General features: G+C 68.5%; 21 protein-coding genes. 9 read left to right on the forward strand and 12 right to left on the reverse strand.

The window, feature by feature from the left end:
- The first annotated feature begins 211 nt into the window (after positions 1 to 211).
- Both NMQ09_RS05520 and NMQ09_RS05525 read left to right on the forward strand, forming a co-directional pair.
- Positions 212 to 1,615 carry a selenium-binding family protein gene (locus NMQ09_RS05520; RefSeq protein WP_255193444.1) on the forward strand — a complete coding sequence of 468 codons (1,404 nt, stop codon included), beginning with the start codon at positions 212 to 214 and terminating at the stop codon, positions 1,613 to 1,615.
- Entirely contained in the window at positions 1,599 to 2,042 is a 444-nt protein-coding gene (locus tag NMQ09_RS05525) for a 2Fe-2S iron-sulfur cluster-binding protein (RefSeq protein WP_345781283.1), read from the forward strand. Before NMQ09_RS05520 ends, NMQ09_RS05525 begins: the two co-directional genes overlap by 17 nt.
- Before the next feature lie 52 nt (positions 2,043 to 2,094).
- Here the strand turns inward: NMQ09_RS05525 and NMQ09_RS05530 are convergent, their stop codons facing one another.
- The 4 genes from NMQ09_RS05530 to NMQ09_RS05545 are packed head-to-tail and all read right to left on the reverse strand — an operon-like array spanning position 2,095 to position 6,242.
- Positions 2,095 to 2,940 (reverse strand): ABC transporter permease, encoded by an 846-nt coding sequence (locus NMQ09_RS05530; RefSeq protein WP_255193445.1) that lies wholly within the window; start codon positions 2,938 to 2,940, stop codon positions 2,095 to 2,097.
- The gene (locus NMQ09_RS05535) at positions 2,933 to 3,895 is read right to left on the reverse strand and encodes an ABC transporter permease (RefSeq protein WP_255193446.1); all 963 of its coding nucleotides are present in this window, start codon (positions 3,893 to 3,895) and stop codon (positions 2,933 to 2,935) included. Before NMQ09_RS05535 ends, NMQ09_RS05530 begins: the two co-directional genes overlap by 8 nt.
- Before the next feature lie 40 nt (positions 3,896 to 3,935).
- A complete protein-coding gene (locus NMQ09_RS05540) occupies positions 3,936 to 5,042 on the reverse strand; it encodes an ABC transporter ATP-binding protein (RefSeq protein WP_255193447.1) in 1,107 nt (368 codons plus the stop codon).
- A 3-nt stretch (positions 5,043 to 5,045) separates the two neighbouring features.
- Entirely contained in the window at positions 5,046 to 6,242 is a 1,197-nt protein-coding gene (locus NMQ09_RS05545) for a substrate-binding domain-containing protein (RefSeq protein WP_255193448.1), read from the reverse strand.
- Positions 6,243 to 6,463: 221 nt separating this feature from the next.
- Here NMQ09_RS05545 and NMQ09_RS05550 point away from each other — a divergent pair, with 221 nt between their 5' ends.
- Positions 6,464 to 6,766, forward strand: coding sequence for a hypothetical protein (locus NMQ09_RS05550; RefSeq protein WP_255193449.1), 303 nt, complete (start codon positions 6,464 to 6,466; stop codon positions 6,764 to 6,766).
- Positions 6,767 to 6,796: 30 nt separating this feature from the next.
- On the opposite strand, the gene glmS is transcribed toward NMQ09_RS05550, so the two are convergent.
- The 4 genes from glmS to NMQ09_RS05570 all read right to left on the reverse strand — a co-directional run bounded on the left by glmS (position 6,797) and on the right by NMQ09_RS05570 (position 13,339).
- Positions 6,797 to 8,587 (reverse strand): glutamine--fructose-6-phosphate transaminase (isomerizing), encoded by a 1,791-nt coding sequence (gene glmS, locus NMQ09_RS05555; RefSeq protein WP_255193450.1) that lies wholly within the window; start codon positions 8,585 to 8,587, stop codon positions 6,797 to 6,799.
- Positions 8,587 to 9,762, reverse strand: a complete 1,176-nt coding sequence (locus NMQ09_RS05560) for a sugar phosphate nucleotidyltransferase (RefSeq protein WP_255193451.1) — start codon at positions 9,760 to 9,762, stop codon at positions 8,587 to 8,589. Before NMQ09_RS05560 ends, glmS begins: the two co-directional genes overlap by 1 nt.
- 260 nt (positions 9,763 to 10,022) lie before the next feature.
- A complete protein-coding gene (locus NMQ09_RS05565; protein ID WP_255193452.1) occupies positions 10,023 to 11,081 on the reverse strand; it encodes a DUF1616 domain-containing protein in 1,059 nt (352 codons plus the stop codon).
- 68 nt (positions 11,082 to 11,149) lie between these two features.
- Positions 11,150 to 13,339 (reverse strand): hypothetical protein, encoded by a 2,190-nt coding sequence (locus NMQ09_RS05570; protein WP_255193453.1) that lies wholly within the window; start codon positions 13,337 to 13,339, stop codon positions 11,150 to 11,152.
- A gap of 134 nt (positions 13,340 to 13,473) precedes the next feature.
- Between NMQ09_RS05570 and NMQ09_RS05575 the strand changes: the two genes are divergently transcribed.
- From NMQ09_RS05575 to NMQ09_RS05585, 3 genes are read left to right on the forward strand one after another with little or no spacing between them, the layout of a single operon-like run.
- Positions 13,474 to 15,099 carry a DUF58 domain-containing protein gene (locus NMQ09_RS05575; protein WP_255193454.1) on the forward strand — a complete coding sequence of 542 codons (1,626 nt, stop codon included), beginning with the start codon at positions 13,474 to 13,476 and terminating at the stop codon, positions 15,097 to 15,099.
- Positions 15,096 to 15,590, forward strand: coding sequence for a DUF8163 family membrane protein (locus tag NMQ09_RS05580; RefSeq protein ID WP_255193455.1), 495 nt, complete (start codon positions 15,096 to 15,098; stop codon positions 15,588 to 15,590). The genes NMQ09_RS05575 and NMQ09_RS05580 overlap by 4 nt, the downstream gene beginning before the upstream one ends.
- Positions 15,587 to 16,537, forward strand: coding sequence for a DUF7982 domain-containing protein (locus NMQ09_RS05585; protein WP_255193456.1), 951 nt, complete (start codon positions 15,587 to 15,589; stop codon positions 16,535 to 16,537). The genes NMQ09_RS05580 and NMQ09_RS05585 overlap by 4 nt, the downstream gene beginning before the upstream one ends.
- Before the next feature lie 15 nt (positions 16,538 to 16,552).
- On the opposite strand, the gene NMQ09_RS05590 is transcribed toward NMQ09_RS05585, so the two are convergent.
- From NMQ09_RS05590 to NMQ09_RS05605, 4 genes are all read right to left on the reverse strand, one after another.
- Positions 16,553 to 17,656, reverse strand: a complete 1,104-nt coding sequence (locus NMQ09_RS05590; RefSeq protein ID WP_255193457.1) for an AAA family ATPase — start codon at positions 17,654 to 17,656, stop codon at positions 16,553 to 16,555.
- Positions 17,646 to 18,779: a DUF4350 domain-containing protein gene (locus NMQ09_RS05595; RefSeq protein ID WP_255193458.1), complete on the reverse strand. Its 1,134-nt coding sequence runs from the start codon at positions 18,777 to 18,779 to the stop codon at positions 17,646 to 17,648. The genes NMQ09_RS05590 and NMQ09_RS05595 overlap by 11 nt, the downstream gene beginning before the upstream one ends.
- The gene (locus tag NMQ09_RS05600) at positions 18,776 to 19,054 is read right to left on the reverse strand and encodes a DUF8044 family membrane protein (protein ID WP_255193459.1); all 279 of its coding nucleotides are present in this window, start codon (positions 19,052 to 19,054) and stop codon (positions 18,776 to 18,778) included. The genes NMQ09_RS05595 and NMQ09_RS05600 overlap by 4 nt, the downstream gene beginning before the upstream one ends.
- Positions 19,055 to 19,354: 300 nt before the next feature.
- Complete coding sequence (locus tag NMQ09_RS05605) at positions 19,355 to 20,341, reverse strand: M48 family metalloprotease (RefSeq protein WP_255193460.1); 987 nt, start codon at positions 20,339 to 20,341, stop codon at positions 19,355 to 19,357.
- A 100-nt stretch (positions 20,342 to 20,441) separates the two neighbouring features.
- Between NMQ09_RS05605 and NMQ09_RS05610 the strand changes: the two genes are divergently transcribed.
- From NMQ09_RS05610 to NMQ09_RS05620, 3 genes are all read left to right on the forward strand, one after another.
- Positions 20,442 to 23,270, forward strand: a complete 2,829-nt coding sequence (locus NMQ09_RS05610) for a DEAD/DEAH box helicase (RefSeq protein ID WP_255193461.1) — start codon at positions 20,442 to 20,444, stop codon at positions 23,268 to 23,270.
- Positions 23,271 to 23,616: 346 nt separating this feature from the next.
- Positions 23,617 to 24,663 (forward strand): lipid II:glycine glycyltransferase FemX, encoded by a 1,047-nt coding sequence (locus NMQ09_RS05615; RefSeq protein WP_255193462.1) that lies wholly within the window; start codon positions 23,617 to 23,619, stop codon positions 24,661 to 24,663.
- The gene (locus tag NMQ09_RS05620) at positions 24,660 to 25,301 is read left to right on the forward strand and encodes a hypothetical protein (RefSeq protein WP_255193463.1); all 642 of its coding nucleotides are present in this window, start codon (positions 24,660 to 24,662) and stop codon (positions 25,299 to 25,301) included. Before NMQ09_RS05615 ends, NMQ09_RS05620 begins: the two co-directional genes overlap by 4 nt.
- Positions 25,302 to 25,324: the final 23 nt, after the last annotated feature.

The raw sequence follows: 25,324 nt of genomic DNA on the forward strand, positions 1-25,324 counted from the left end.
CGGCAACGAGGCCGAGGCTGGCCGCCGATGTTCGTGGCCGGGTGTGCAATGACTTTCAACGTGCACTATAGCGGGACTCGAGAACAGTCGTCCGACGTTCACCGCGAGCGGAACGTCAAGTCATATAAACGTTTCCGCCGAGACGACTTGCTGAGACGACGGCAAAAATTGACATGGTGGGTGATAGCGTCTCTCTAGAAGAAGACTAACGATGAGTACCGACGACCACGCACACAGTCACGAGCACAGCACGCACGAACACGCCGACGTCGAGGGGCCGGGATACGCGACGCCGGCGGCGATGCGAACTGAATCCGAACGCGAGAAGACGGCGTACGTGATGGCGCCGCGGGTCGGAATGGCCGAGGAGGGCCCGGATGCCATCGGCGTCGTCGACATCGACCCGGACTCGCCGACTTACAGCGAGTTGCTCGACATGATCGAGATGCCCAACCTGGGCGACGAACTCCACCACTTCGGCTGGAACGCCTGCTCGTCGTCCTGTCACGTCGAGGGGCTCACCAGACAGTACCTGATCGTCCCCGGCCAGCGCTCCTCGCGCCTTCACATCGTCGACGTCGAAGATCCCAGGGATCCCGAGATGGTGAAGGTAATCGAACCCGAGGAGGTCTTCGAGCACGACCTCTCGGCGCCGCACACGGTTCACTGCGTCCCCGGCGGCAAGGTGATCATCAGCATGCTCGGCAACGCCGACGGCGAACTCCCCGGGGGCTTCCTGCAACTCGATCAGGAGGACTTTACCATCGACGGCCGCTGGGAGGCCGACCGCGGCGAGATGGCGCTGAACTACGACTACTGGTACCAGCCCCGGCACAACGTCATGATCTCGAGTGAGTGGGCCGCGCCCGAGACCTACTACCCCGGCTTCGACCTCGAGGACGTCGAGGCGGGCAAGTACGGCGACAGCTTGCACGTCTGGGACTGGGAGACTCGCGAGCACGTCCAGACCCTCGAGTTCGGCGAGGAGGGACAGATCCCGCTCGAGGTGCGGATGAGCCACAATCCCGAGGAGACCCAGGGGTTCGTCGGCGCGGCGCTCTCCTCGAACATGATCCACTTCTACCGGACAGCGGACGGCAGCTGGGACTGGGACGTGGTCATCGACGAGGAGCCCCGCGAGCACCCTGACTGGGACATGCCGGTCCCGCCGCTGATCACCGACATCGTCCTCTCGCTCGACGATCAGTACCTGTTCTTCTCGAACTGGCTCCACGGCGACGTCCGGATGTACGACGTCAGCGACATGGGCAACCCCCGGCTGGTCGATCGGATCTGGGCCGGCGGACTGTTCGGCGACCGCCAGGAGGTCCAGGGCACCGAGATCCGCGGCGCCCCGCAGATGCTCCAGCTCTCGCGGGACGGCAAGCGCCTCTACTGGACGACCTCGCTGTTCTCCTCGTGGGACAACCAGTTCTACCCCGAGCTGGCCGAGGAGGGCTCGCTCATGCTGAAAGCCGACGTTTACCCCGACGAGGGACGGATGGAACTCGACGAGGAGTTCCTGGTCGACTTCGGCGACGCGCCGGGCGGCCCAGCCCGCGCCCACGAGATCCGCTGGCCCGGCGGCGACTGCACCAGTGACGTCTGGCAGTGAGCCGGCCGGCGGCGCCGATCCCGGTTCCGAAACCAGCTCGAGCGATACCGACTCGAGCAGTGCGGACTCGAGCGATTCCGACCTGAGCGGCGCCGACTCGAGCGACGCGGACGACCACGCCGTCGACCTCGTCTGGCGCGACGGCACCGAGAAGACGATCACTGTCGCGGCGGGCGACCCCATCGTCGACGCTGCCGAGCGCGCCCGGGTCTCGTTGCCCTACGGTTGCCGATACGGCGCCTGTGGCACCTGTCTCGCCCGCGTGCTCGAGGGCGAGGTCGTCCACCTCGAGCCCCCACGCGGGTTGAAAGACGGCGCCCGCGAGCAGGGGTTCGTCCTCGCCTGCATTGCGACCCCCGAGTCGGACTGCCGGCTTCGGGTCGGTCACGACGTGCAGGCGGAGGTGATGGGCACGCCCTGGAAGTAACGCGCCCGCGGTCGGCGACGACACGGCAGGGACGCGCCGGAACGAACGCCGCTCAGGATCGGAGGAACTCCTCGAGGCCGACGAGCCGGTCGGCGACCAGTACCGCGACGAACGCGGCGACGACGTAGACGCTCGCGACGGCGGCGACGAGGGGGCTGACGTTGGCGCGGATCGACGTGTAGATCAGCACGGGGAGGGTGACGGTGTTCGGCGTGGTGATGAGCAGGCTGACGAGGAACTCGTTCAGCGCGAGGACGAACATGATCAACGCGCCCGTGATGACCCCCGGCATCAGCGAGGGGAGGGTCACGTGGACGAACGTCTGGAGTTCTTCGGCGCCGAGGTTCCGGGCGGCGTACTCGAGTTCGGGGTCGAGCGCGTTGACGCGGGCGGTGACGCTCCAGATCATGAAGGGGAGATTGATGATCGCGAGCGCCAGCCCGACCGTCCAGAGCTGACCGAGCACGCCCAGTTCGCGAAAGAGCAGGAGCAAGATCACGCCGGAAACGACGAGCGGGACGGTAAACGGGAGCAGGAGGTAGAGCTGGACCCCCTGTTCGAACCGGATGTCGTAACGGATCAGGCCGATGCCGGTCGCGATCCCGACCGGAATCGCCAGGGCGGTACAGAACAGCGCGACGAGGACGCTCCGGTAGAAGGCGCCGAAGAACCGTTCTTCGCCCGGCAGCATCCGGTACCAGTGGAGAGAGACGTCGTCGGGCGGGAACCGAATTACGGTTCCGGACTGGAAGGAGGCGACGAGGACGATCAGTGTCGGGAGCAACAGGAATACGACCTGGGCAGCGACGATCGTTCCGAGGATCGGGTGCTCGCCGGGGAGCCGCCGGCTCGCCGCTCGGAGCCCGTCGCCGAGTCGCCGGCGGGGGCCGTCAGTCATCGGTCTCACCGCCGTCGATACCGAGTGTGCCCGATCCCCTCAGCCGGAAGACGGCCAGCACCACGAGGGAGGTGAGGACGACGAGCGCCACGCTCAGCGTGGCCGCGAGGGGGTAGTTCGCGGAATTGAACAGCGTCCGGTAGACGAGGTTGGCGACGAAGTCCACGCGTCCGCCGCCGATCAGGTCGGGGATCGCGAACGTCGCCGCCGTGATGGTGAACACGACGATCGTCGCGCCGGCGATCCCCGGCGCCGCGAGCGGAACGACGACGTGCCGGAACGTCTGGAGGCGGTCCGCCCCGAGGTTGCTCGCGGCCAGCTCGAGCGACCGGTCGATGTGCTGGATCGACGGCGCGATCATGATGATCGCAAACGGGAGCATGATCTGGAGGAGTCCGATCAGTACGGCGAACTCCGAGCCGAGGAATCGAACGGGTCCGACTCCGACAACGCCGAGTGCGGCGTTGACGAGCCCGTCCCGGCCGAGGACGATCAGCCAGCCGTAGGCCCGGACGATCACGCCGGTGAAAAACGGCACGAAGATGCTGACCAACAACACCTTCCGCACGAGCGGCGATCGAACGCGAATCGTCAGGTAGGCGTACGGGAGCGCCAGCGCGACCGAGAGCACGGTCACGATCGTGGTCAGCACGAACGTTCGCAGGAAGATCGTGTGATAGCCGCTCGTCGTCAGAAGCCGTCGCCAGTTCTCGAGGGTGTACTCGTAGACGAGAAGCTCGATCGGGTCGAACGTCAGCACGCTGTACCGGGCCAGCATGAGCATCCCGACGAACAGGAATCCCACCAGCACGAGCGCCGGAACGAGCAGCAGGTAGCCCAGCCAGTTCGGTGGCGACTGGTAGACCGCTCGAGGGAGCCGTTCTTTCACGGCGATCGCCCGGTCCATGAGCGCCCACGTGACCGGTCTCGAGCGACTGTCGCGCTCGGCGGTCATTATTCTTCCCTCCGCGTGTGGACGATTTTCGTCGTGTCCATCAGTCACCCCGCGCCGGATAGACGAACGTGTCCTCGGCGTTCCAGCCGACCCACACCGCGTCACCGCGTTCGAACAGCCGCGTGTTCGTCGTGTTGAGTTCGGTGATCGACAGTCGATCCCCCGTCCGCTCGAGCGAGACGTCGTACGTGATCGTGTCGCCGTTGAACCCGACCGAAGCGATCGTCGCCTCAAACGCGTTGTCGGTCGAGAGCGTCTCGCCCACGTTGATCCGTTCGTACCGGATCCCGACCTGGACGGTCGCGTCGGACTCGAGTTCGCCCGCGTGATCGTCGAGCCGACACGCGATCTCGAGTCCGGGGTTGCCGACCTCGACGGTGCACTGGCGGTCGGCCAGTCGATCGACGCGGCCGGTGAGGAGGTTGGTGTTCCCGATGAAGTCGGCGACGAACGCGGAGTTTGGGTGGTCGTACAGCTCGTGGGCGGGTGCGTGCTGGGCGATCGTGCCGCGCTCGATCACCGCGATCCGGTCGGCCATCGCCAGCGCCTCCTCCTGGTTGTGGGTCACGTGGACGGTCGTCACGTCGGTCTCCCGGTGGATTCGAAGCAGTTCCTGGCGCATCTCCTCGCGGAGCTTCTTGTCGAGCGAGCTCAGCGGTTCGTCGAGCAGCAGGATCGAGGGTTCGAACGCCAGGCCGCGAGCGATCGCGACGCGCTGGCGCTGCCCGCCCGAGAGTTCGTCGACGCTGCGATCGGCGATCTCTGGAAGCCGGATGAGCTCGAGCATCTCCTGGACGCGCTCGTCGATCCGGGAGGGGTCGTGCCGACGCATCTTCAGCGGGAAGGCGACGTTCTCTCCGACGGTCATGTGGGGGAACAGCGCCATGCTCTGAAAGACCATCCCGATGTTTCGCTCGTAGGGTGGCGCGGTCGTCACGGCCTCGCCGTCGATGTAGAGTTCCCCGCTCGTCGGCTCCGTGAAGCCGGCGATCATGTGCAACAGCGACGTCTTGCCGGCACCGCTCGGTCCGAGGATGGTCAGAAACTCTCGCTGCTCGATCTCGAGTGAGACGTCGTCGACGGCGGTGACGTCGCCGAACGTCTTCGTGACGCCGTCGATGCGAATCGCGGGAGTGTCGGTGCGCATCGGTCAGGCGACGGTCTGTGAGAACCGATCGAACCACTCCGGACTGTGTTCCGTGTAAACGTCGAGGTCTGTCCAGAGGAGGTCTTCGAACTCGGCGTCCGACGTCGGGAACGCGGGATCGCCCTCCATCCACTCGAGCGGTTCGACGTTCTCGTTGAGCATCGGCACCTGCAGTTCCTCCATCCAGTTGCGCTGGTTGTCGGCTCGGAGCGCGTAGTCGATGAACTTCTGGCTCCAGTAGAGTTCGGCGGTCGACTGGTTCTTCGGGGTGTACATACAGTCAGTCCGGACCGTCGCCCCCTCCTCTGGGATCGTCCAGTCGACCGGAACGCCTTCCGCCTGAAGTTCGAGCAGGTTGTTCGGGAGATAGCCCGCGGCGTACGCGATCTCTCCCTCCTGGAGGTTCTGTGAGATCGACGCGTCGCTGCCGAGGTAGCCGAGGTTCGGCTCGAGTTCCTCGAGGAGGTCCCACGCGGGTTCCATCTCGTCGACCGGGCCGAGGTCGACGCCCGCCAGTTCGGCCAGCGGGGGGAGGAAGCCGTCGCCCGGCGGGTCGTTGTAGACGCCGATCCAGTCTTCGTACTGATCGTCCCAGAGGGCCTCCCACGAGTCGACCGGTTCGGTGTTCCCCTGGACGGTTTCGAGGGCGTCCTCGTTGTAACACAGCGCGTAGGTGTACGGGTAGAGGCCGACGTACGGCAAGTCGCCGTCGACGTCCGGGATGGCGAGGTCCCGCATCTCGTCGGTGTGTGGGACGACGTCGGGGTGGAGCGGGTCTGCGAGCCCCTGCCGGTATTCGCGGTGCATGAATACGACGATCGTCCAGTTGACGTTGACCGGCGGCTCCTGGCCCTGGTCGACGGCGGAGCGGATGTTGTTCTGTGTGACCTGGATGTCGCTGTTGTCGTAGACGACGTCGATTCCCGTCTCCTCGGTGAACGGATCGCCGACGGCGGAGGCGAGCGAGCCTTCCCAGACGCCGCCCCACGCACGGACCGTGATCGAATCCGGCTTTTCGGGTTCGTCGTCCGGATCGAGTTCGGGTTCGTCGTCGTCGCTGCCGAGACACCCCGCCAGGGTGCTGGCGGCGACCGTCGCGGTGGTACCGGCGAGGAACGCCCGTCGCGTCGCCCCCGACCTGGTCACGCCGTTTGTCGTGCTGCCGAACCGGTCGCGTTCGGACGCCGCTCTCGAAGTCATACCTCGGCCACTTTCGCGTGCGCTAATAAACGGCCCGTTTTCGAGCATTTCCTGGCTGACAGCCGTCACGTCCGTTGTCGACGGCATCGTGTCGAACGCGGCTCGAGCGAATCGCTCCACTTTGGCTCGACCCACCATCGTCAGCGATTCTTCGACGACCGATCCGACGCGGCGCACCTGCAAGCCCGACTTCCACGAACCGACGGCTCGATCGGTCACGTATGTCGATGGAAACGTTCCGACTCGAGGTGCACGAATCCGACGGAAGTACAGGGATCGATGCGGACGTCTACGACCGAGACAACCTCATCAGGACGTCGGCGCGCGTCGCCTACGACGATCACGGCCTCGAGTCGGTCGGCGACGGGACACAGTCGCGGATCGTCAGGGAGACGACCGCCGACGTGACGACGCTCGACTTGCAGTACGAACGCGACGACGCGGGCTTCGCCTTCCGACTGCTGGGCGACCGGGACGAACTCCTCTCGGTGCGCGTCGAGGACGAGACGTGGGGCCTCGAGTAGCGAGTGACGGCCGATCTTCGACCGACGCGATCACTCGACGGTCACGCTCTTGGCCAGATTTCGTGGCTTGTCGATCGACCGCCCGAGTCGGTTCGCGACGTGGTAGGCGACCAGCTGGAGCTGGACGTTCGCGAGGATGGGCGTGAGACACGGGTGGGTGTCGGGCACCTCGAGGGTGGCGTCCGCGTGGCGCTCGACCCGCTCGGGGGAGTCGGTGACGGCGACGACGGGTGCGCCCCGGGACTCGACCTCGGTGACGTTGCTCAGGGTCTTCTCGGAGGCGTCGTCGGCGCCGATCACCGCAAACACGGGCGTCTGTGGAGTGACGAGCGCGAGCGGGCCGTGTTTCAGCTCGCCAGCGGCGAACCCCTCGGCGTGTTTGTACGTGATCTCTTTCATCTTCAGCGCGCCCTCGAGGGCGACCGGGCGGTTGTAGCCGCGGCCGATGAAGAAGTAGGCGTCGGCGTCCTCGTATTGCTCGGCGATCGAGCGCGCTCGTGAGGTGTCGAGAATCGACTGGACGTCGTCGGGCACGTCTCGCAGTCCTTCGACGAACGATCTCGGGAACTCGCCCGCCAGGACGCTCGCGACCATGGCCAGGGCGACCTGCTGGGAGGCGAACGTCTTGGTCGCGGCGACGCCGATCTCCGGGCCCGCCCGGATGTAGGTCGTGTGGTCACACGCTCTGGCGGCGGAGCTCGCGACGACGTTGGTCACGGCGAGCGTCGTCGCACCGGCGCGGTTCGCGCTCCGCAGCGCCGAGAGCGTGTCGGCGGTCTCGCCGCTCTGGGTGACGCCGACGACCAGCGTCTCCTCGTCGATCGGGAGCGCGTCGGCGTCGTACTCACTGGCGAGGAACGACTGGGCGGAAATCCCACGCTCGCGGAGCAACCGGGCGCCGTACAGCGACGCGTGGTAGGACGTCCCGCAGGCGACGAACTGAACCGACGACGGCGTCTCGAGGTCGGTCAGTTCGTCGATCGTGACCGAGCCGTCGAGCTCCCGGGCCCGGCCGCCGAGACACCGGCGGATGGCCGTCGGCTGCTCGTGAATCTCCTTTACCATGTAGTGGTCGTAGCCGCTCTTGCCGGCGTCTTCGGGTTCCCACTCGAGCCGCCGGACGGTGACGTCCGCCGGCTGGCCGCGCTCGTCGGTCACGGTTACGTCCGAGGGCGTGATCGTCGCGAACTGGCCGTCCTCGAGGTAGATCACCCGGTCGGTGTACTCGATGAACGCCGGCGCATCGCTCGCGAGGTAGTGGCCGTCGTCGCCGACGCCGAGCACGAGCGGCGACGCCTGGCGCGTGGCGTACACCGTCTCCCGGCCGGAGAAGACCGCCGCCACGGCGTAGCTGCCCTCGAGTCGCTCGACGGTTCGGCGGAACGCCCGCTCGGGATCGGCGCCGTCAGCGAGGTGCTCTTCGATGAGATGGGGGACGACTTCGGTGTCGGTCTCGCTCTCGAAGGTGTGACCGCGAGCCTCGAGCTCCGCTCTGAGCGGAGCGTAGTTCTCGACGATGCCGTTGTGGACGACGGCGACGCGCCCCTGGCAGTCGGTGTGCGGATGGGCGTTCTCGTCCGACGGCGGCCCGTGCGTGCTCCAGCGGGTGTGACCGACGCCGGCGAAGCCGTCGAGGCCCTCCGGCAGCACCGCCTCGAGGTTCGACAGTTCGCCCTCCCGTTTGTAGACCGACAGCGAGGCGTTCGAAATCGCGAGGCCTGCCGAATCGTAGCCGCGGTACTCGAGGCCGGAGAGCCCGTCGAGGAGGACGTCGAGGACGGCACGCTCGTCGTCGCCCGTGTAGCCGATGATGCCACACATCAGGATCGCACCTCCGTTTCGGCCGGGAGCGTCCCGCGGACGGTCGATCCGGACTCGATTCGCGAGTCGGGGCCGACGATCGTGCCGGGGACGTACGTCACGCCGCCGCGATCGGTGACGCGGTCGGCTAAGAGCGCGCCGAGGGCTTCCTCCTCGAAGACCCGGTCACCGACGCGAACGTCGCCGGGACCGCCGGGAATCGTCGTTCCGGGGCCGACGTCGACGCCGACGCCAGTCACGCAGTCGACGACCGTCGCGCCGGGCCCGATCCGCGTGTCCGCGTCGACGACACTGCGCTCGACGACGGCGTTCGAGTCGACGGTCGCGTTCTCGCCGAGGCAGGCGTACGGGCCGACGACCGCCCCGGGACCGACCTCGCAGTCGGGACCGACGACGACCGGCCCGCGGATCACGGCGTCGTCGTGGATCGTCGCCGAGGAGTCCTCGTGCCGGCCGTCGATGACGCCCGCGTCGAACAGCTCGAGTGAGGTCTCGAGTAAGTCCCACGGATAGGTGGCGTCGACCCACAGCCCCTCCGAGACGACGCCGCGGACGGGCTCCCCGGACTCGATGGCCTGCGAGATGCCGTCGACCAGCGACTGTTCGCCGTCGCGTGAGTGGGCGGCACGGATCGAGTCGAACAGCCGTGGCTCGAGCGCGTAGACGCCGGCGTTGAGGAGGTAGTTCCGGTCGTCTCGGGGCTGCTCGACGAGGTCGCGAACCCGGCCGTCCTCGAGGATCACGCCGCCGTACGCCCCGACGTCGGCCCGTCGAATGAGGCCGAGCGTCGCGGCGGCGTCGGCGCCGTGGCGATCGACGACGTCGCGGACGATCCGGCTGTCGACGAGCTGGTCGCCGTTGACGACGAGCGTCGCGCCGTCCACTGCCGGCTCCGCCTGCAAGAGCGCGTGGCCGGTGCCGAGTTGCTTCTCCTGGACGACGTACGAGAGCGGAACGTCACGGTACGTCGATCCGAAGTGTGACTGGACGCGATCCCGTCGGTAGCCGACGACGATGGTGACGTCGGCCACCCCGGCGTCGATCAATCCGTCGAGGACGTGCTCGAGGATCGGTTTCGTCGCCGCCGGGAGCATCGGTTTCGGTCGATTCTTGGTGAGCGGCCGCAGTCGCGTCCCCTCACCAGCGGCGAGAACGACCGCAGAAGGGCTGCTCATATCCGCGTTCCTCACCAGCCCCCCTTTTCGTTCCTCTGGGGGTATCCTCGCCGCAATGGCACGTATATTTTTGCTAACCGTCCCTAACTGTTCCAACCTGGGGAAAACGCCTGTTACCCGACGACGGGTTCTTCCGTCGACGACAGATCCGGCGGCCGGCGGTGACGACTGATTCGGCGGTCGACTGACCGACCTCGACGATCGGGTCGGCGACCGATTCTCGAGCACCCGTCACCCGGTTCCGTGCCGGCCGAGAACGGTTAGCCGTCGCCGGCGTCTGTCGCGTCTCCGTCGGCGGGTTCGAGCCAGAGGTCGACGGCGTAGGGCGCGGACGTCGTCGACGGCTCGTCGGGAACGTCTCCGTCGAGGTAGACGAGCCAGACGAGTCGCGCGTCGTCGTCCGTCGGTTCGATGGTGTGCTCGTGCGTCCAGCTCTCGCCGTGTTCGAGTCCTGTTTCGAACCGTTCAATCTCCCGTTGTTCGTGGACGACGGTTCCGTTCTCGGTCGGCGTTGCCTCCTGTGCGACGACGACGACGGTGTAGACCGCCGTTCGGTGCTCGCCGTTCTCGATCCTGAGGACGAGTTCCTGGCTGTCGGTCTCGCCGAAGCCGGCGGCAACGTCGTCGTCGACGAACTCGAGGTCGCCCGTCTCGGTCTCCGCCAGGAGCGCCACCGCCGAGTACGGCTCGCCGTCGCCGGCACTGGTTACGGCGTAGCCGACGGATCCAGCTGCGAGCAGGATCGAGGCGACGAGCAGGACGTTCACCGCGGCGTCGGCACGCGAGTCTGGCTCGAGCAGCCGGCTCCGGACGGTCCCAACCCACGTTCGGTAGGGGACGACGAACCGATCCGCCTCGGGGACTGCCCACCGACGGATGGCAGCGGCGACCGTCCCGAGCAGCGTGACGAGACTCAGGCCGACGACGAACGGCACGGTCTGGAGCCCCCACGGCGTGACGGTCAGGACGAGTCCGACCAGCGGAGCTACGATGAGGCTCATCCCGACCGAGAGCACGACCCGTTCGACGCCACTGATTCGGGATCCGGCTGGCGAGACGGGAGCCGCGTCGGCCGCCGTTTCGGTCGTCTCGGTGGCTGGCGGGCCACGCCTGGGAAACAGCGCGGAGACGACGACGTAGCCGGGGACGAACAGGACGAAGCCGAGCCCGAGTGGGACGCGAAGCGGCGTCTCCCTGATCACTGGCGCGAGGACGGCGACGACGACAGCGACCGTGATCACGGTCACACCGGCCAGGTCAGCGGGAACCGATCGCAGGTGCCGCGGAACGAACAGCCGGAGCGACTTCACGTCGACCATTTACCGCGGCGTTCGATCCCCGCGGCTAAATGTCGTTGGATCAGACAGAAGTGGCTACTGTCCCGACGCTAGATGGATTCGGTCTCCGTCTCTCGGTCGACATCGTCGGCACCGGCTGCCGGCTCGGCATCGTCGGCACCGGCTGCCGGCTCGACTGTGAGCAGGTGCCGCGTCCGCTCGAGGGCGACGTCGGCCTCCTCGGATGAGACGTTCGCAGCGTCGAACGCCGCTCGCTCGTAGGCCTCGGTCAGGTCGAACAGGATCGCGTCGACGTCGTCGGTGCCGTCCCGTCGCCAGCGCCGGTAGAACTCCCAGTGGGTGAGCCCCTCGTCGACGCCGATCCGGCTCGCCAGCTCCCGGCGTGTCGCGACGTAGCACGTCTGGACGGCGGCCTCGGGGCGGCCGCTCGAGCGCTCCTCGGCTGCACGCGAGAGCAGCGCCTCCGTTACGTCGGGGCCCGTGAGTCGGTGCCCGGAGCCGGACCGACCGCTTCCGAATCCAGTCGTCCCGCCGGTTTCGGCCGCCCCGCTGCGATACCGACGAACGCCACCCGCGGCGGTGATCACGGCGAGCAGCCCGAAGAAGAGCCAGGCCCACGCCGGCAGCGAGGAGACCACGCCGCCATCCGACCCGGGCAGCGACACTGTTTCCTCAGCGTCGGCCGCCGCGAAGCTCGTTCCCTCGCCGTCGTAGGTGACGAGCACGCGAACGTCGCCGCCGGCCTCTGCGGGCGCGCTCACCGTCTCGTTGAACGCCCCTTCGTCGTCGAGCGTGACGGGCGCGACCGTCTCGCCGACGCGGACCTGGACGGACTCGTTCTCGACCGGCTCGCCCTCGTCGGTCGAGACCGTCCCCTCGACGAACACCTCGCGGTCGTCGACGTGGGTCGTGTTTATCGACAGCTCCGTCGCCGTCTCGAGGACGGTCACCGACTCCGTCGCCGCCGTCTCGGCGAGCGCTTGCGCTTCGAACGGGAGCCGCACGCCCAGCTCTCGCTCGCCGTCGGAAACGGACGCCGGGAGCTCGACCGAGCCGTCGAACGAGCCGTTCGAGACGTTCACGTCGCCGATGGCCTCCTCCTCGAGGACGGCCTCGAGCGTGACGTTGTCGACCGGTTCGTCCTCGACGGCGAGCGTCCCCGCGACCGGAATCTCCTCTCCGTAGGCCACCTCGGCCGGCACGTCAAGGTCGGTCACCGTCGGCTCGACCTGTTCGATCGAGACGGGGACCGTCGTCTCGCTCCCGAGATACGTCGACTCGTTTTCGGGGACGTACGCGACAGAGAGCTCGTCCGCCGAGAGCGCCTCGCTGGTGGGGCGGTACTCGAACTCGAACGCGCCGTCGTCGTCCGTTTCGGCCGTCGTCGTGCCGTTGCCGACGTCGAGACGGATCGCCTCGTCTGCGACCGCCGAGCCGTTCGCCGTCACTAGCTCGCCCTCGGCGACGAGCGGCTCGGCGAACGAGACGTTCTCCGCGTCGGGCTCGACCGAGAGCTCGGTCTCGACGAACTGCGCCTCGCGGATCTCCGCCTGGTCGCGTTCGAGTGCACGTTCGACGTCATCGAAGCGCTCGCTGGTCTCGGAGAAGTCCTCGCCGGTCTCCTGCTCGAGTTCGTCGTACAGCTCGCGCAGCTCGTCGCCGTCCTCGGTGGCGTTCGTGGCCTCGACCTCGAGTTCGCGGGCGAGTTCGCGAGCCCTCTCTTCTTCACCCTCCTCGAGCGCCTGCTCGTATTCGGCTCGCAACTCCTCGTAGGACTCGGCGGCGGCGATTAGCTCGAGCTGTGCGTCGCTGGCGTCCTCGAAGAGGTCGGCGTCGTCCGCGTCGGACGCCTCGGCGAGATCGGTGTACTGCGCGTGTCGTAGCTGGTAGTCCTCGCCAACCAGTTCCCTGGCGCTCTCGTGGTCGCCGCGCTCCAGTTCGGACGCGCTCTCGGCGAGCCGGTCCGTGAGCTCCTCGGAGAGCCAGGCCTCGAGTCCGACCGCGTCGCCGTCTTCCGTGTACTCGTTGGGGTTTCGGTGGGGGACCGTTTCGTTCTCGCCGTCCGTCGTGGCGGCTGCCGAACCGACGATCGCACCCGCGCCGAAGCTACCAGCTGACTGTTCGGAAGCACCAGCCTCCGCCGTCGGTCCGTTCACACCGGCGAACGCGATCGATCCGCCACCGCCTGCCGCCGCGACCGTGAGCCCGACGAGTACCAGCCCGACGGCGACCGTTCGTCCGATCTCGGTCACACCCGTGAATTCACGGTCGACGCACATACCGTTCATCGTCCGCCGACGCGAGTATCACCGTTCTACAACCGTCTCGTTCACTGATCGGTCTCGACAGCTGAGTTTCGTATCAGACAACTGTTACCAGTAGCTTGAACACGCCGTCCGTGGACGTCGGGACCATGCACCCCACGCGCCAGCTGGGCGCGGTCGCCGTTCTCGTCGCCGCCCTCGCGCTCCTGGCGGTCCTCACCGCCCGACTGTTCGTCCTCGGGGGTGCGGTGCTGGTCGGCGCGTGGCTTCTCGCCCAGACGGCCCAGTTCGCTCGCGACCTCGAGCGAACGGTGGCCGCCCTCTCGGTCGACCAGTCACCGGCCCGGCCCAGTTCGCAGGTGAGCGACGCCGTCCCGGTGACGCTCGTGGCGACGCTCGAGCGCCCCTCGCCGGTCTCGCTGTCGATCGACGCCGGTCTGCCGACGGGGGCGACGAGCGAGGAGCCGCTCTCGGTGACGCTCGAGCCTGGTGAGACCGTCGCCGAGCGGACTGTCGACGTCAGCTGGCCCGTGGTCGGCACCCATCGGTTCGACGAGGCGACGGTGGTGGCCACGGACGGTCGGTTTCGCGAGACGCTGCCGGTCGGTCGGCGACCCGAGATCACAGTCGAGTCGAACAACCCGCGGTCAGTTCACGTCGGCACGGGCGGCGACCGGTTGCCGACGGCGTTCGGCGAACACGAGACGTCGCGCTCCGGGTCGGGCATCGACCCGGCCGAACTCAGGGAGTACGTCCCCGGCGACACCGCCCAGCGGATCGACTGGAAGGCGACGGCCCGACTCGGCACGCCCCACGTCCGCGAGTTCGAGGCCGAGACGGACCGGCGGACCCTGCTCGTCGTCGACCACCGGCGCCCGCTCTCGGTCGGCCCGCCCGGTCGGTCGAAACTCGAGTACCTCCGGGAGGTTGCCCTGGCGACGATCGACGGCGCACGCGGCGCCGACGACCCGCTCGGCCTCCTCACGGTCGGTGACGGCGGCATCACCGGCTGGCACGGCCTGCACTCGGCTGCCGCCGACCACCGAACGCTTCGCCGCTGGCTCTTCGACCTCGAGCCGACTGCCCCCGTCGAATCGGCCGACTCGGCGGCAGAACGTGCGTCGCGACTCGCGGCCGGAGCCGTACCTGCAGACGGGGAGGCAACCGAGGACGGAGCCGGACCTGCGGACGGAGCCCCACCCGAGGATGGCGTCACATCCGAGGATGAGGGCCCACTCGAGGACGGCGGCGCCGCCGGGTCGGGCACGACTCGATCGCGGCCGTCTCGCCCCCCAGGAACCGGTGTCTCTCGACGAACGACCACGGCCGACGTCACCCGTCACCTCGTCGCGCTCGAGGGCGACGACGACGCGTTCGCCGAGACGCTCGGCCCCTTCCTCGAGGCTCGCCAGACCTACCGGGAACGGATCGAGTCGGATCCGCTGTACACCGCCGTCAGAACGGCGATCGCACAGCAACGAGGGTTCGTCTGGACGGCGCTGTTCACCGACGACTCGCGGCCGGCGGAGCTCCGGGAGACGGTCAAACTGGCCCGGGCCAACGGCAACGAGGTCGCCGTCTTCCTCGCGCCGACGGTTCTCTACGAGCCCGGCGGGCTCGCCGACGTCGAACGAGCGTACGACCGCTACGTCGCCTTCGAACGGCTCCGGCGTGACCTCTCGCGGATGGAACGCGTAACCGCCCTCGAGGTCGGGCCGGGCGACCGACTGGCGACCGTTCTCGAGGCGGGTCGCTCGCGAGGTGGGCGGCCGTGAGCGTCGCCGCCGTCGATCGGACCGAGGCGACGTGGTCGACGCTGCTCGCGCTGGCGATACTCACCGTCGTCCTCTCGGTCCTGTCGGGGCCGGCCGGCGCCGCTGTCGGCGTCGCCACCGCGGCGATCTGGTACGCCTTCGGGACGCCGTACGCGCTGGCTGGCGGCCACGTCGCGCTTCCGGTGTTGTTCCCGGACGGAATCGGCCCCGTCGCGCTCGTCGCCGTCTTCCTCGCCTTTCTCGGCGTGCTGGTCGCGCCCGTAGTCGGAACGCCGCGACCGATCGAGAACGCGGTCGTCGTCCTCGCGAGCGTCCTCGGCCTGGCCGGGATCACGTGGCTCGCCGCGTCCGAGGGCTCGCTCCCGATCGCGGCGGCGACGCTCCTCTCGGTCGTCGCGGTCGTGGCGGTCGCGATCCACCGGTACGAACGCGTCCGCCTGGGGCTCGCATGGTCGTCGACCGAACCGGAGACGGGGGCGGTCGATCCGTGAGCGAGTCCGACGCCGACAGCCGCGGCGAGCCGTCGGCCGCCGAGGACGCGACCGACGAGCAACCTCCGGAGGCGGCCGACGACGCCGCCGAGGCCACAGCCCAGGTCGAACTGCTGGCCGCGGAGAACCGGCGACTCCGAAGCCAGTACGCCCGCCTTCGCCAGGCGCGATACCGTCGGACGGCGCTCGGGCTCGCGTTCCTCGGCGGCCTGGCCGCCCTGGGCGGGCTCTTGCTCCCGGACGGGCGTGAGGTGCTGTTCGCTCTCGCCGCGACGGGGCTGTTCGGTGCCGTCCTGACGTATTCTCTCGCCCCCGGCCGGGTCGTCGCTGCCGACGTCGGCGAACGAATTCACGCGGCTGCCGCGACGAACGGCGCGGCGATCGCCGACGCCCTCGGCCTGGCCGACGAGCACGTCTACCTCCCGACAACCGACACCGGCGGAGTTGGCGACGCCGCTCGCCTCTACGTCCCCCAGCAGGCCGGCGACGACCTCCTCGAGGCGCTCTCGACGCCCGCCGATCGCGACGGGCTCGAGGACCGGCGCGGACTCGAGGACGTAACCGGCCCCTTCGTCACCGACGACGAGCGACGCGGGCTCGTCCTCGAGCCGACCGGGGGACCGCTCTATCGCGAGTTCGAGCGCGAACTGGTCGACGACCTCGAGTCGACGCCGGTCGGGCTCACCACCCAGCTCGCGGACGCCCTGGTGGAGGGGTTCGAGCTCGCCGACGCCGCCACCCCCGACGTCGACGCCGGGGACGGCCGCGCGACCGTCGCGCTCACCGGAAGCGTCCTCGGCGACGTCGACCGATTCGACCATCCGATCGCCTCGTTTCTCGCCGTCGGCCTCGCGGCCGGACTCGAGCGTCCCGTCTCCCTCGAGATCGCGCCGGGCGACGACCGGGCCGACTGGCTGGTCACCTGTCGGTGGGTTCCCGAGGAGTAGGGGGGAGCGTCTCGGTCACTCCTTCGCTGTGTCGGACTCGTCGCCAGTCGTCGCGTCGGACCCGTCGCCAGCCGTCGCGTCGGACTCGTCGCCAGCCGTCGCGTCGCGGCCCCCGTCGCCGACCGCCGGAACCGCTTCGGGGTCCATGCCGGGCGGCTCGACTGCCTCGAGGACGTCTTCGACGACGTCGACGGGCCTGACGTCGCTCAGTTCGGCGTCGGTGCTCAACACGAGTCGGTGGACCAGGATCGACCGGGCCAGCGCCTTCACGTCGTCGGGGATGGCGTAGCCGCGACCACGGATAGCGGCGCGGGCTTTTCCCGCGTCGAGAAACGCCAGGGTCGCCCGGGGCGAGGCCCCGTGGACGACGTCGGGGTGGTCGCGGGTCGCGACCACGACGTCGAGAACGTACTCTTTCACCGGGGCCGCGACGTGGACGTCCCGCACCCGTTTCCGGGCGGCGAGCAACGCGTCGACGTCGACGACCTGGGAGACGTCCGTCGGGCCGAGCGAGGGATCGGCGTCGAACCGCTCGAGGATCTCGCGCTCGTCGGCCCGGTCGGGCAGGTCGATCGTGAGCTTGAGCTGGAAGCGGTCGCGCTGGGCCTCGGGGAGTTCGAAGACGCCTTCCATCTCGATCGGGTTCTGGGTCGCGACGACCATGAACGGCTCCGGCAACTCGAGCGTCTCACCCTCGATGGTGACGCGGCGCTCTTCCATCGCCTCGAGCAGCGCCGACTGGGTCTTCGGCGTCGCCCGGTTGATCTCGTCGGCGACGACGAGGTTGGTGAAGATCGGCCCCCGCTGGAGGTCGAACTCGCCGGTGTGCTCGCGGTAGACGGTCGTTCCGGTGATGTCCGCCGGGAGGACGTCCGGCGTCAGCTGGATTCGTCGATAGGCGAGCCCGCTGGCCTGGGCGAAGAGGTTCGCGAGCGTCGTCTTCGCGACCCCGGGAACGCCCTCGAGCAGCAGGTGGCCGCGGGTCAGGACGGCGATCGTCAGGTGCTCGACGGCGTCGTCGTTCCCGACCAGCACCCGGCCGATCTCCTCGCTGAGGGCGTCGTAGATCGCCGTCGGATCGCCCGCCGAGCCGCCGGTCGCGCGGTCCTCACCGTTCATCGACGTGCTCACCTCCGTCGGGCTGTTCGAGCACGGCCAGCACTCGCTCGATCCGGTCTTCGTCCCAGTCGGGATACCGTCGCCGGAGGAACGCCGCCCGCTCTTCGTCCGAGAGGCCGGGGCTGACGTCTCGAGTCGGTCCACGACGCACTCGCGAGCCCACCCGCCGAAGGCGCTCGAGCCCCGAGCGGACGCGCCACGTCGCCAGCGTCGCTACGCCGGCGACGCCGACCGCGCCGAGCAGCGTCTGCAGGGTCGGCGTCTCTCGAACCGTCAGGAGCGCCGTCGTGAGCGGCGGCGCCTCGTCGGCTCCGGGAAGGTCGAACAGGACGCGCTCCTCGTCGGCGTAGAACGTCTCGAGGAACGCGGCGTTGTCGGGAACCTCGCGCATCACGTTGATCGTGACGCTCGGGTCGCCGACGACGATCACCTGCCCCTCGCCGACGTCCTCGACGGTCGCGACCGGGTGGGGACCGAAGCCCGAGGCGGCATCCTCGAGTTCGTCCTCGGGCGATTCGACCAGGTAGGCGACCTCGCTCGTGGCGACGAGGACCGTCGCGTTCCCCGGCTCGACGGCCGTTCCGTAGTTGAGCGTCACCTCGTCGACGGTCGCCGCGAGCGAATCGTTCTCGACTTCGGTCGCGACGGGCATCGTCGGGCTGCGGTAGTAGTGGCGATCGTCGCGGATCAGCCGGCCGTCAGTCCGCGCTTCGGCTCCCACTTCCGCCAGGAGCTCGTTTCCGCCGTCGCCGAAGTTCTCGAGGACGACGAGCGTACCCCCGGCCCGGACGAACTCACGGATTCGGTCGCCGTCGGCTCGCACCCGTTCGTCGTCGGGGCTGACGACGAACGCGACGGTCCCCTCGCGCTCGACCGCCTCGTACCGGGCCGGATCCTGCACGAGTTCGCCCGTCACGTTCGGCTCGGCCGCCACATCGTCACGGAGGTCGCTCGTCCCCTCCCAGGAGGGGTTGAACGGGTCGAACGCGGCCGTCGAGGTGCTGGTGACGACGACCAGGGTGAGCGCGACGGCGAGCGAGAGCGCGACCAGCAACGTCCGCGGCAGGTCGAGGTCGTCGACTCGCGGCAGGTCGATGCCCGCGTCACCGCCGGCGGACGTCACGGCAGCACCTCCGGCGGCGCGATCTCGAGGAAGCGACGTCCGGCGACGACCGCGAAGCCGACTATCCCGAGGACGACGAGGACTCGCAGCCGCCGTCGCCACGCCGGCGTCACGTTGATCGGCGACGTCAACTCGGCGACGATCAGCACGCCGACGAACGAGAGGATCACGAACAGATCGAACGAGAACGCTCCGAGGGCCGCCAGACCGAGCACCGTCGCTACCATCCAGGCGACCTGTCCGTGCACGAATCGCATCCGGCGCGGAATCGACATCACTCGGCTCACTTCCGACGGGAGCACGTAAACTATGCACACCGTACACTGGCGATCGTCGTCGCGTATCCGCGGGATAACTCGAGTCCCGCTCCTCGATCCGCGGTGACGGCCGACGCGAGGGGCCGCCCCCGTGGTGGTCGACGAGGAGAAGTAGGTAATCCGCTATTTCGCCCCCGGAGCCGGCGGTCACGAACAGGTGATCGATCGACTGGCAGCCGGCAATCCGGTCTTGCCAGCCGGCCGCCTCACGGATCGTCGCGGCGCCCGGACGGCGTGCCGGTGGCGCTCGAGACCGGGTCAGCGTCCGCTACGCTCGCGCTCGAGTGACGACAGCGCCGCGAGTCGCTCCTCGGTCGGCGGGTGCGAGCCGAACAGCCGTCGCTCGAGGCGGTGAAGACGCTTGCGGAGCCACCAGAAGGAGGGCTCGACGTCGCCCCTGGGACCGAGCATGACCTTCTCGAGTTCGCGGGGCTCGAGCGGGAGGATCGACAGCGAGGAGACCCCCGACACCGCCCGGAGATCGCGGTTCGGCGTGTCGGCGATCTCCCCGTCCAGCCGCCTGAGGGCGCTCGCGAGCGCCGCGGGCGAGCCCGTCGCCTCGGCCGCCGCCCGGTCGGCGACCCGCTCTCTGGCCCGGGAGAGGCGCGCCGTGATCGTCCGGCCGACCACCCAGAGCGCGCTCGAGACGAACCAGAGCGGGCCGACGATGAGGATCAACACCCCCGGCTCCTCCATCGACTCGATGCGCGATCGGAGCCCGCCGGCGAGCACGACGGGAGTCGAGACGGCCGTCATCACCATCGCGTCACGATTTCTCACGTGCGCGAGTTCGTGGGCGATCACCGCCTCGAGTTCGTCTGCCGTCTCGAGCGCCTCGAGCGTCCCCCGGGAGAGCACGAGGTGGACGGTTTCCGACCGGAAGCCGACGGCCATCGCCTCGGGGGCGTCGCGGTCGGCGAGGGCGACCATGGGCACGGGGACGGAAAGCAGCGCAGCGACCTTCGTGACCGTCCGGTAGAGCTCGGGTTCGTCCGACGGCGCGACGGGGGTGGCGTCGGCGAACCGCTCGATCGTCTCGAGGTGGCTGTACTCGAGGTAGCCGATCACGACGAGCGTGAACGCCGTAAAGAGCGTGGCGAAGCCGGCGGCACCGCCGGGATCGACGGCGATGAAGAGGGCGAAAAAGACCAGCCAGACGCCGACCAGGAGGGCGACAGTGACGAACGCGAGCGCGAGGACGGCGGCGACCATCCGCGCGTGGAGCGCAGTCAGACGGGGGGACATACCCGTGAAATGGAGCGTCGGTGAAAAAAGTCGTGCGGTGCCGACACGCACTCGATACCGCAACAACGTGCTTATCCGGTGTCCGGCCCTACGGCCGCCGATGACCGACGGGGACGTCGCGGCCTTCACGCACCTCGGCCCGACGGTTCGCGAGGCGCTCTCCGACCGTGGCTTCTCGACGCCGACGCCGCCACAGCGACTGGCGATTCCGCCGCTCGCCGCCGGCGAGGACACGCTCGTGATCGCCCCCACCGGCAGCGGCAAGACCGAGACGGCGATGCTCCCGGTCTTCGACCACGTCCTCGCCGAGGGACCGCCCGAGGGGATCGCCGCCCTCTACGTCACCCCCCTGCGGGCGCTCAACCGCGACATGCGTGATCGCCTCGAGTGGTGGGGTGAGGAACTCGACCTCGAGGTGGACGTCCGCCACGGCGACACGACGCGCTACCGGCGGAGCAAGCAGGCCGAAGACCCCCCGGACGTGCTGATCACCACGCCGGAGACGATCCAGGCGATGCTCACGGGCGAACGCCTGCGGGAGGCACTGGCGGATCTCCAGGCCGTCGTGATCGACGAGGTGCACGAACTCGCGGCCTCGAAGCGGGGCGCACAGCTCGCGATCGGCCTCGAGCGACTCCGGGAACTCGCGGGGGCGTTCCAGCGAATCGGGCTCTCGGCGACCGTCGGCGACCCCGAGGAGGTGGGGCAGTTTCTCACCGGCGGGCGACCCTGTGAGATCCGCGAGATCGACGTCGGGAGCAACCTCTCGGTGACGGTTCACAGCCCCGAGGTGACCGACGAAGACGAAGAGCTCGCCGGAAAGTTGCTCACCGACCCCGATATCGCGAGCCACGTCCGGTTCATTCGGGACCTGGTCGCCGACCACGAGTCGACGCTCATCTTCGTCAACACCCGCCAGACGGCCGAGGCGCTCGGCTCGCGCTTTACGGAACTCGAGGCCCCGATCGGGGTTCACCACGGCTCGCTCTCGAAGGAAGCCCGGATCGACGTCGAAGACCGGTTCAAGGCGGGCGAACTCGACGCGCTGCTCTGTACCTCCTCGATGGAACTGGGCATCGACGTCGGCCGCGTCGACCACGTGATCCAGTATCAGAGCCCGCGGCAGGTGTCGCGACTGCTCCAGCGGGTCGGCCGGGCGGGTCACCGCTTAGACGCGCTGTCGAAAGGGACGATCGTCACCACCCGGCCGGACGACGCGCTCGAGGCGCTTTCGATCGCCCGTCGGGCCCGCGCCGGCGAGGTCGAGCCCGCGGACATCCACGAGGGCAGCCTCGACGTGGTCGCCAACCAGATTCCGGGGATCGTAAGGAGCCAGGGCTCGACCCGCGTCGAGACGGCCTACCAGATCGTCTCGCGGGCGTACCCCTTCCGGGACCTTTCTGAACCCCAGTTCCGCGAGGTACTCTCTGAGCTCCACCGAAACCGGATCGTCTGGTTCGACGAGGGCGAGGATCGAATCGAGTCGTCGGGCGGCACCTGGCAGTACGTCTACGCCAACCTCTCGATGATCCCCGACGAGGAGACGTACACGGTCCACGACCTCGCCTCGAGTTCGACGATCGGGACGCTCGACGAGCGGTTCGTCGTCAACTTCGCGGCGCCCGGTGCGACGTTCGTCCAGCGCGGGGAGATGTGGCGCATCGCCGAGATCGACGACGACGAGGGCGTCGTGAAGGTCAGTCCCATCGCGGACCCCGCCGGCGAGGTCCCCTCCTGGATCGGCCAGGAGATTCCCGTCCCCCGCGCGGTCGCCAGGGAGGTGGGCGAGCTCCGCGGCGTCGTCGAACCACAGTTCGCAGCCGGCGCAGACGCAGCGGCCGTGGCTCACGACCTGGCCGAACGCTACCCCGGCGAGCCGGACACCCTCGAGGCGGCGCTCGCGGAACTCGAGGCCCACGTCGAGACTGGTGCGCCGATGCCGACGGCCGACCGGATCCTGGTCGAGCACGAGGGCCGATCGGTCGTCGTTACCGCCCACTTCGGCCACACGGTCAACGAGACGCTCGGACGGACGCTCTCGGCGCTGCTCGGCCAGCAGTCCGGCTCGTCGGTCGGCCTCGAGGTCGACCCCTACCGGATCGAACTCGAGGTGCCGACCTCGATCGCGACGAGCGACGTGCTCGCGGTGCTCGAGGAGACCGACCCCGCTCACGTCGAGGCGATCGTCGAACTCGGGCTCAAGCGCTCTGACGCGCTCGCCTTCCGGCTCGCGCAGGTGTCGGCGAAGTTCGGCGCGCTCAAGCGCTGGCGGGGCTCCGGTCGGCTCTCGAACGAGCGGCTGCTCGCCGCCCTCGAGGAGACGCCGATGTACGCCGAGGCCGTTCGGGAGGTATTCCACGAGGATTTAGACGTCAAGGGGGCGAGCGCCGTCCTCGAGGCGATCCAGTCGGGCGACCTCGAGGTGGTTACGACCCGCGGACGGACGCCGGTCGGCCTGGGCGGACGGTCGTCGGGCCGAGAGCTGTTGGCCCCGGAGCACGCCGACGCGAGCGTGATCGAGACGGTCAAAGAGCGCATCCGGAACGACCGGGTCATCCTGCTGTGTACCCACTGCAAGGAATGGGATCGGAAGACGAAGGTCAGGCGGGTGCGCGAGCAGCCCGCGTGTCCGGAGTGTGGCTCGACCCGGATCGCCGCGCTCAACCCGTGGGACGAGGCGGCCGTCGCGGCGGTACGGGCTCGAGAGAAGAACGACGAGCAAGAGCGCCTGACCGAGCGCGCCTACCGGAGCGCGAGCCTCGTCCAGAGCCACGGCAAGCGGGCCGTGATCGCGATGGCCGCCCGCGGCGTCGGCCCGCACAACGCCGCACGGATCATCAACAAACTGCGCGAGGACGAGGACGAGTTCTACCGGGACATCTTGACGCAAGAACGGGAGTACGCACGAACGCAATCGTTCTGGGACTGACGAGCGAAACGTCGAGTTACTCTCGGCGTGGATCGCCGACACCGTTTCTCTCCCGCGCCGACCACGGCACGCCTCGAGCAGACACCCGCACGTCGCCTACCCGCTCGGGGGCCGTCGTCCGCTCGAGTGATACGCCCGTCGGCGGCGTTCGTCCTCGAGGGGGAACTCACTGGTCCTCGAGCGGGTGTCCACGTCTAATCCGAGGCTAACCACTGCCAGCGCGAATTCGGCCCCGGTCGATGCGTTGTACGTGAGGATTTACAAAATGGCGGTCAGGCATACGTCAGCCCTGTCTTTCGACGGGTGGGCGACCGCCCACCGTCAGCCGAGCAACAGTGCGTTCATCATGAGTTTCCGAATCACGACGCTGGAAGCCGACGATCGGGAGACGTGGAACACGTACGTCGAACGCTCCCCACACGGAACGCTGTTCCACCGGTACGACTCGCTCGAGGTGCAGGCCGACCACGCCGGATCGACGCTTCACCCGCTCGTCGGCTACAAAGGCGAAGAGCCCGTCGGCGTCCTTCCGATTTTCGCACAGCGGAAAGGGCCCGTCACGCTGGCGTTTTCGCCCCCCTACGAGCTCGGGGTCCCGACGCTCGGGCCGGCGTTGCTCCACATGGATCAGCTCAAACAGCGCAAACGGGAAAAGCGACACCGGCGATTCGTCGAGGGCTGTCTCGAGTGGATCGACGACCGACTCGAGCCACGGTACACGTCGATCCAGGCCGGCTGGCGCTACGACGACGTCCGGCCGTTCGTCTGGAACGGGTTCGAGGCGACGCCGTCGTACACCTACGTGATCGACCTCGAGCGCGGACGGGAGGCGCTCCTCTCCCGGTTCAGCCAGAGCGCCCGTCGTCACGTCCGGAACAACGAGGACGGCTACGACGTCGAGGTCGGCGGCGAGCAGGAGGTGCACTGGATCCTCGCACGGCTTCGCGAACGGTACGCCGAACAGGGACGGAACGTACCCGTCTCTTCGGCGTTCGTCTCGGCGCTGTACGGGCGGCTGGCCGACGAGGGCGTCAGACCGTACGTACTCCGGGTCGACGGCGAGCCGGTCACGGGAACGATCTTACTCGAGTGGAACGAAACGGCGAGAAGCTGGCTGGGCGGGGCGAAACCCGACGTGGGCTTGCCGGCGAACGACTTACTCGAGTGGCAGATGATGTGTGACGCCCTCGATCGCGGGCAGTCGACGTTCGAGATCGTCGGGGCGAACACCCCGCGGCTCAACGAGTGGAAGACGAAGTTCAGCCCGGAGATCCGATCGTACTACCAGCTGGAACGAACGACGCCCGGGATGGAAGCCGCCAAACAACTGTACACGACGCTTCGGGACCGATCCACCCTCGTCTCGAGGCTCGGCCCGGCCAGCGAACCGTGACCGAGCGCGAGTCGTTGGCGCGGTCGGTGCTGGGCGAGCGACGGTTTGCGGCTGCCCGGTCGCTGGTTCGGACGGTTTGCATTCGGTCTTACGTCTACCGCTACCCCGAGGAGCGACCCGACGTCGACAGCCCCGACGAGCGCGTCGACGTCCGGCCGATCACGCCCGCGGTGATCGAGTCGCATCTGACCTCGCCACAACGGAAAGCACAGTTCACCAGGCTCCTCGAGCAGGGACACGAGGGGCTGATCGCCGTCGACGATGGTGAGTGGCTCTCCTACGGGTGGATCCACACGCCGACGTCGACGACCACGCCGTCGCACCTCCCCGAGTGGCTCCTCGACCTGGACCTCTACTGGATGTTCTACGACCGGACGAAGGAGGCCTACCGTCGTCGGGGGTGGCACAAGTATCTCCTGGCCGAACGGGTGCGAACGGTGCTCGAGCGAGAACGCGACGTCGAGATCTTCACCGATACGGTCGCAGAAAATCCGTCGCGATACTCGATGTGCTCCGTGGGGTTCGAACCGGACGGCGAGTTGCTCATCTACCGGTTCGGTCATCCGGTCGTCGTGCTCAGGCGGTTCGGCCGGTGGGATCCAACGGCGCCTCATCCGCCACTGCCAGAGTCGACGTGACGGGGTCCGTTCGTCTGGAGCGA

Source organism: Natronobeatus ordinarius (genome assembly GCF_024362485.1).
In the GTDB taxonomy this organism is placed as follows: Archaea; Halobacteriota; Halobacteria; order Halobacteriales; family Natrialbaceae; genus Natronobeatus; species Natronobeatus ordinarius.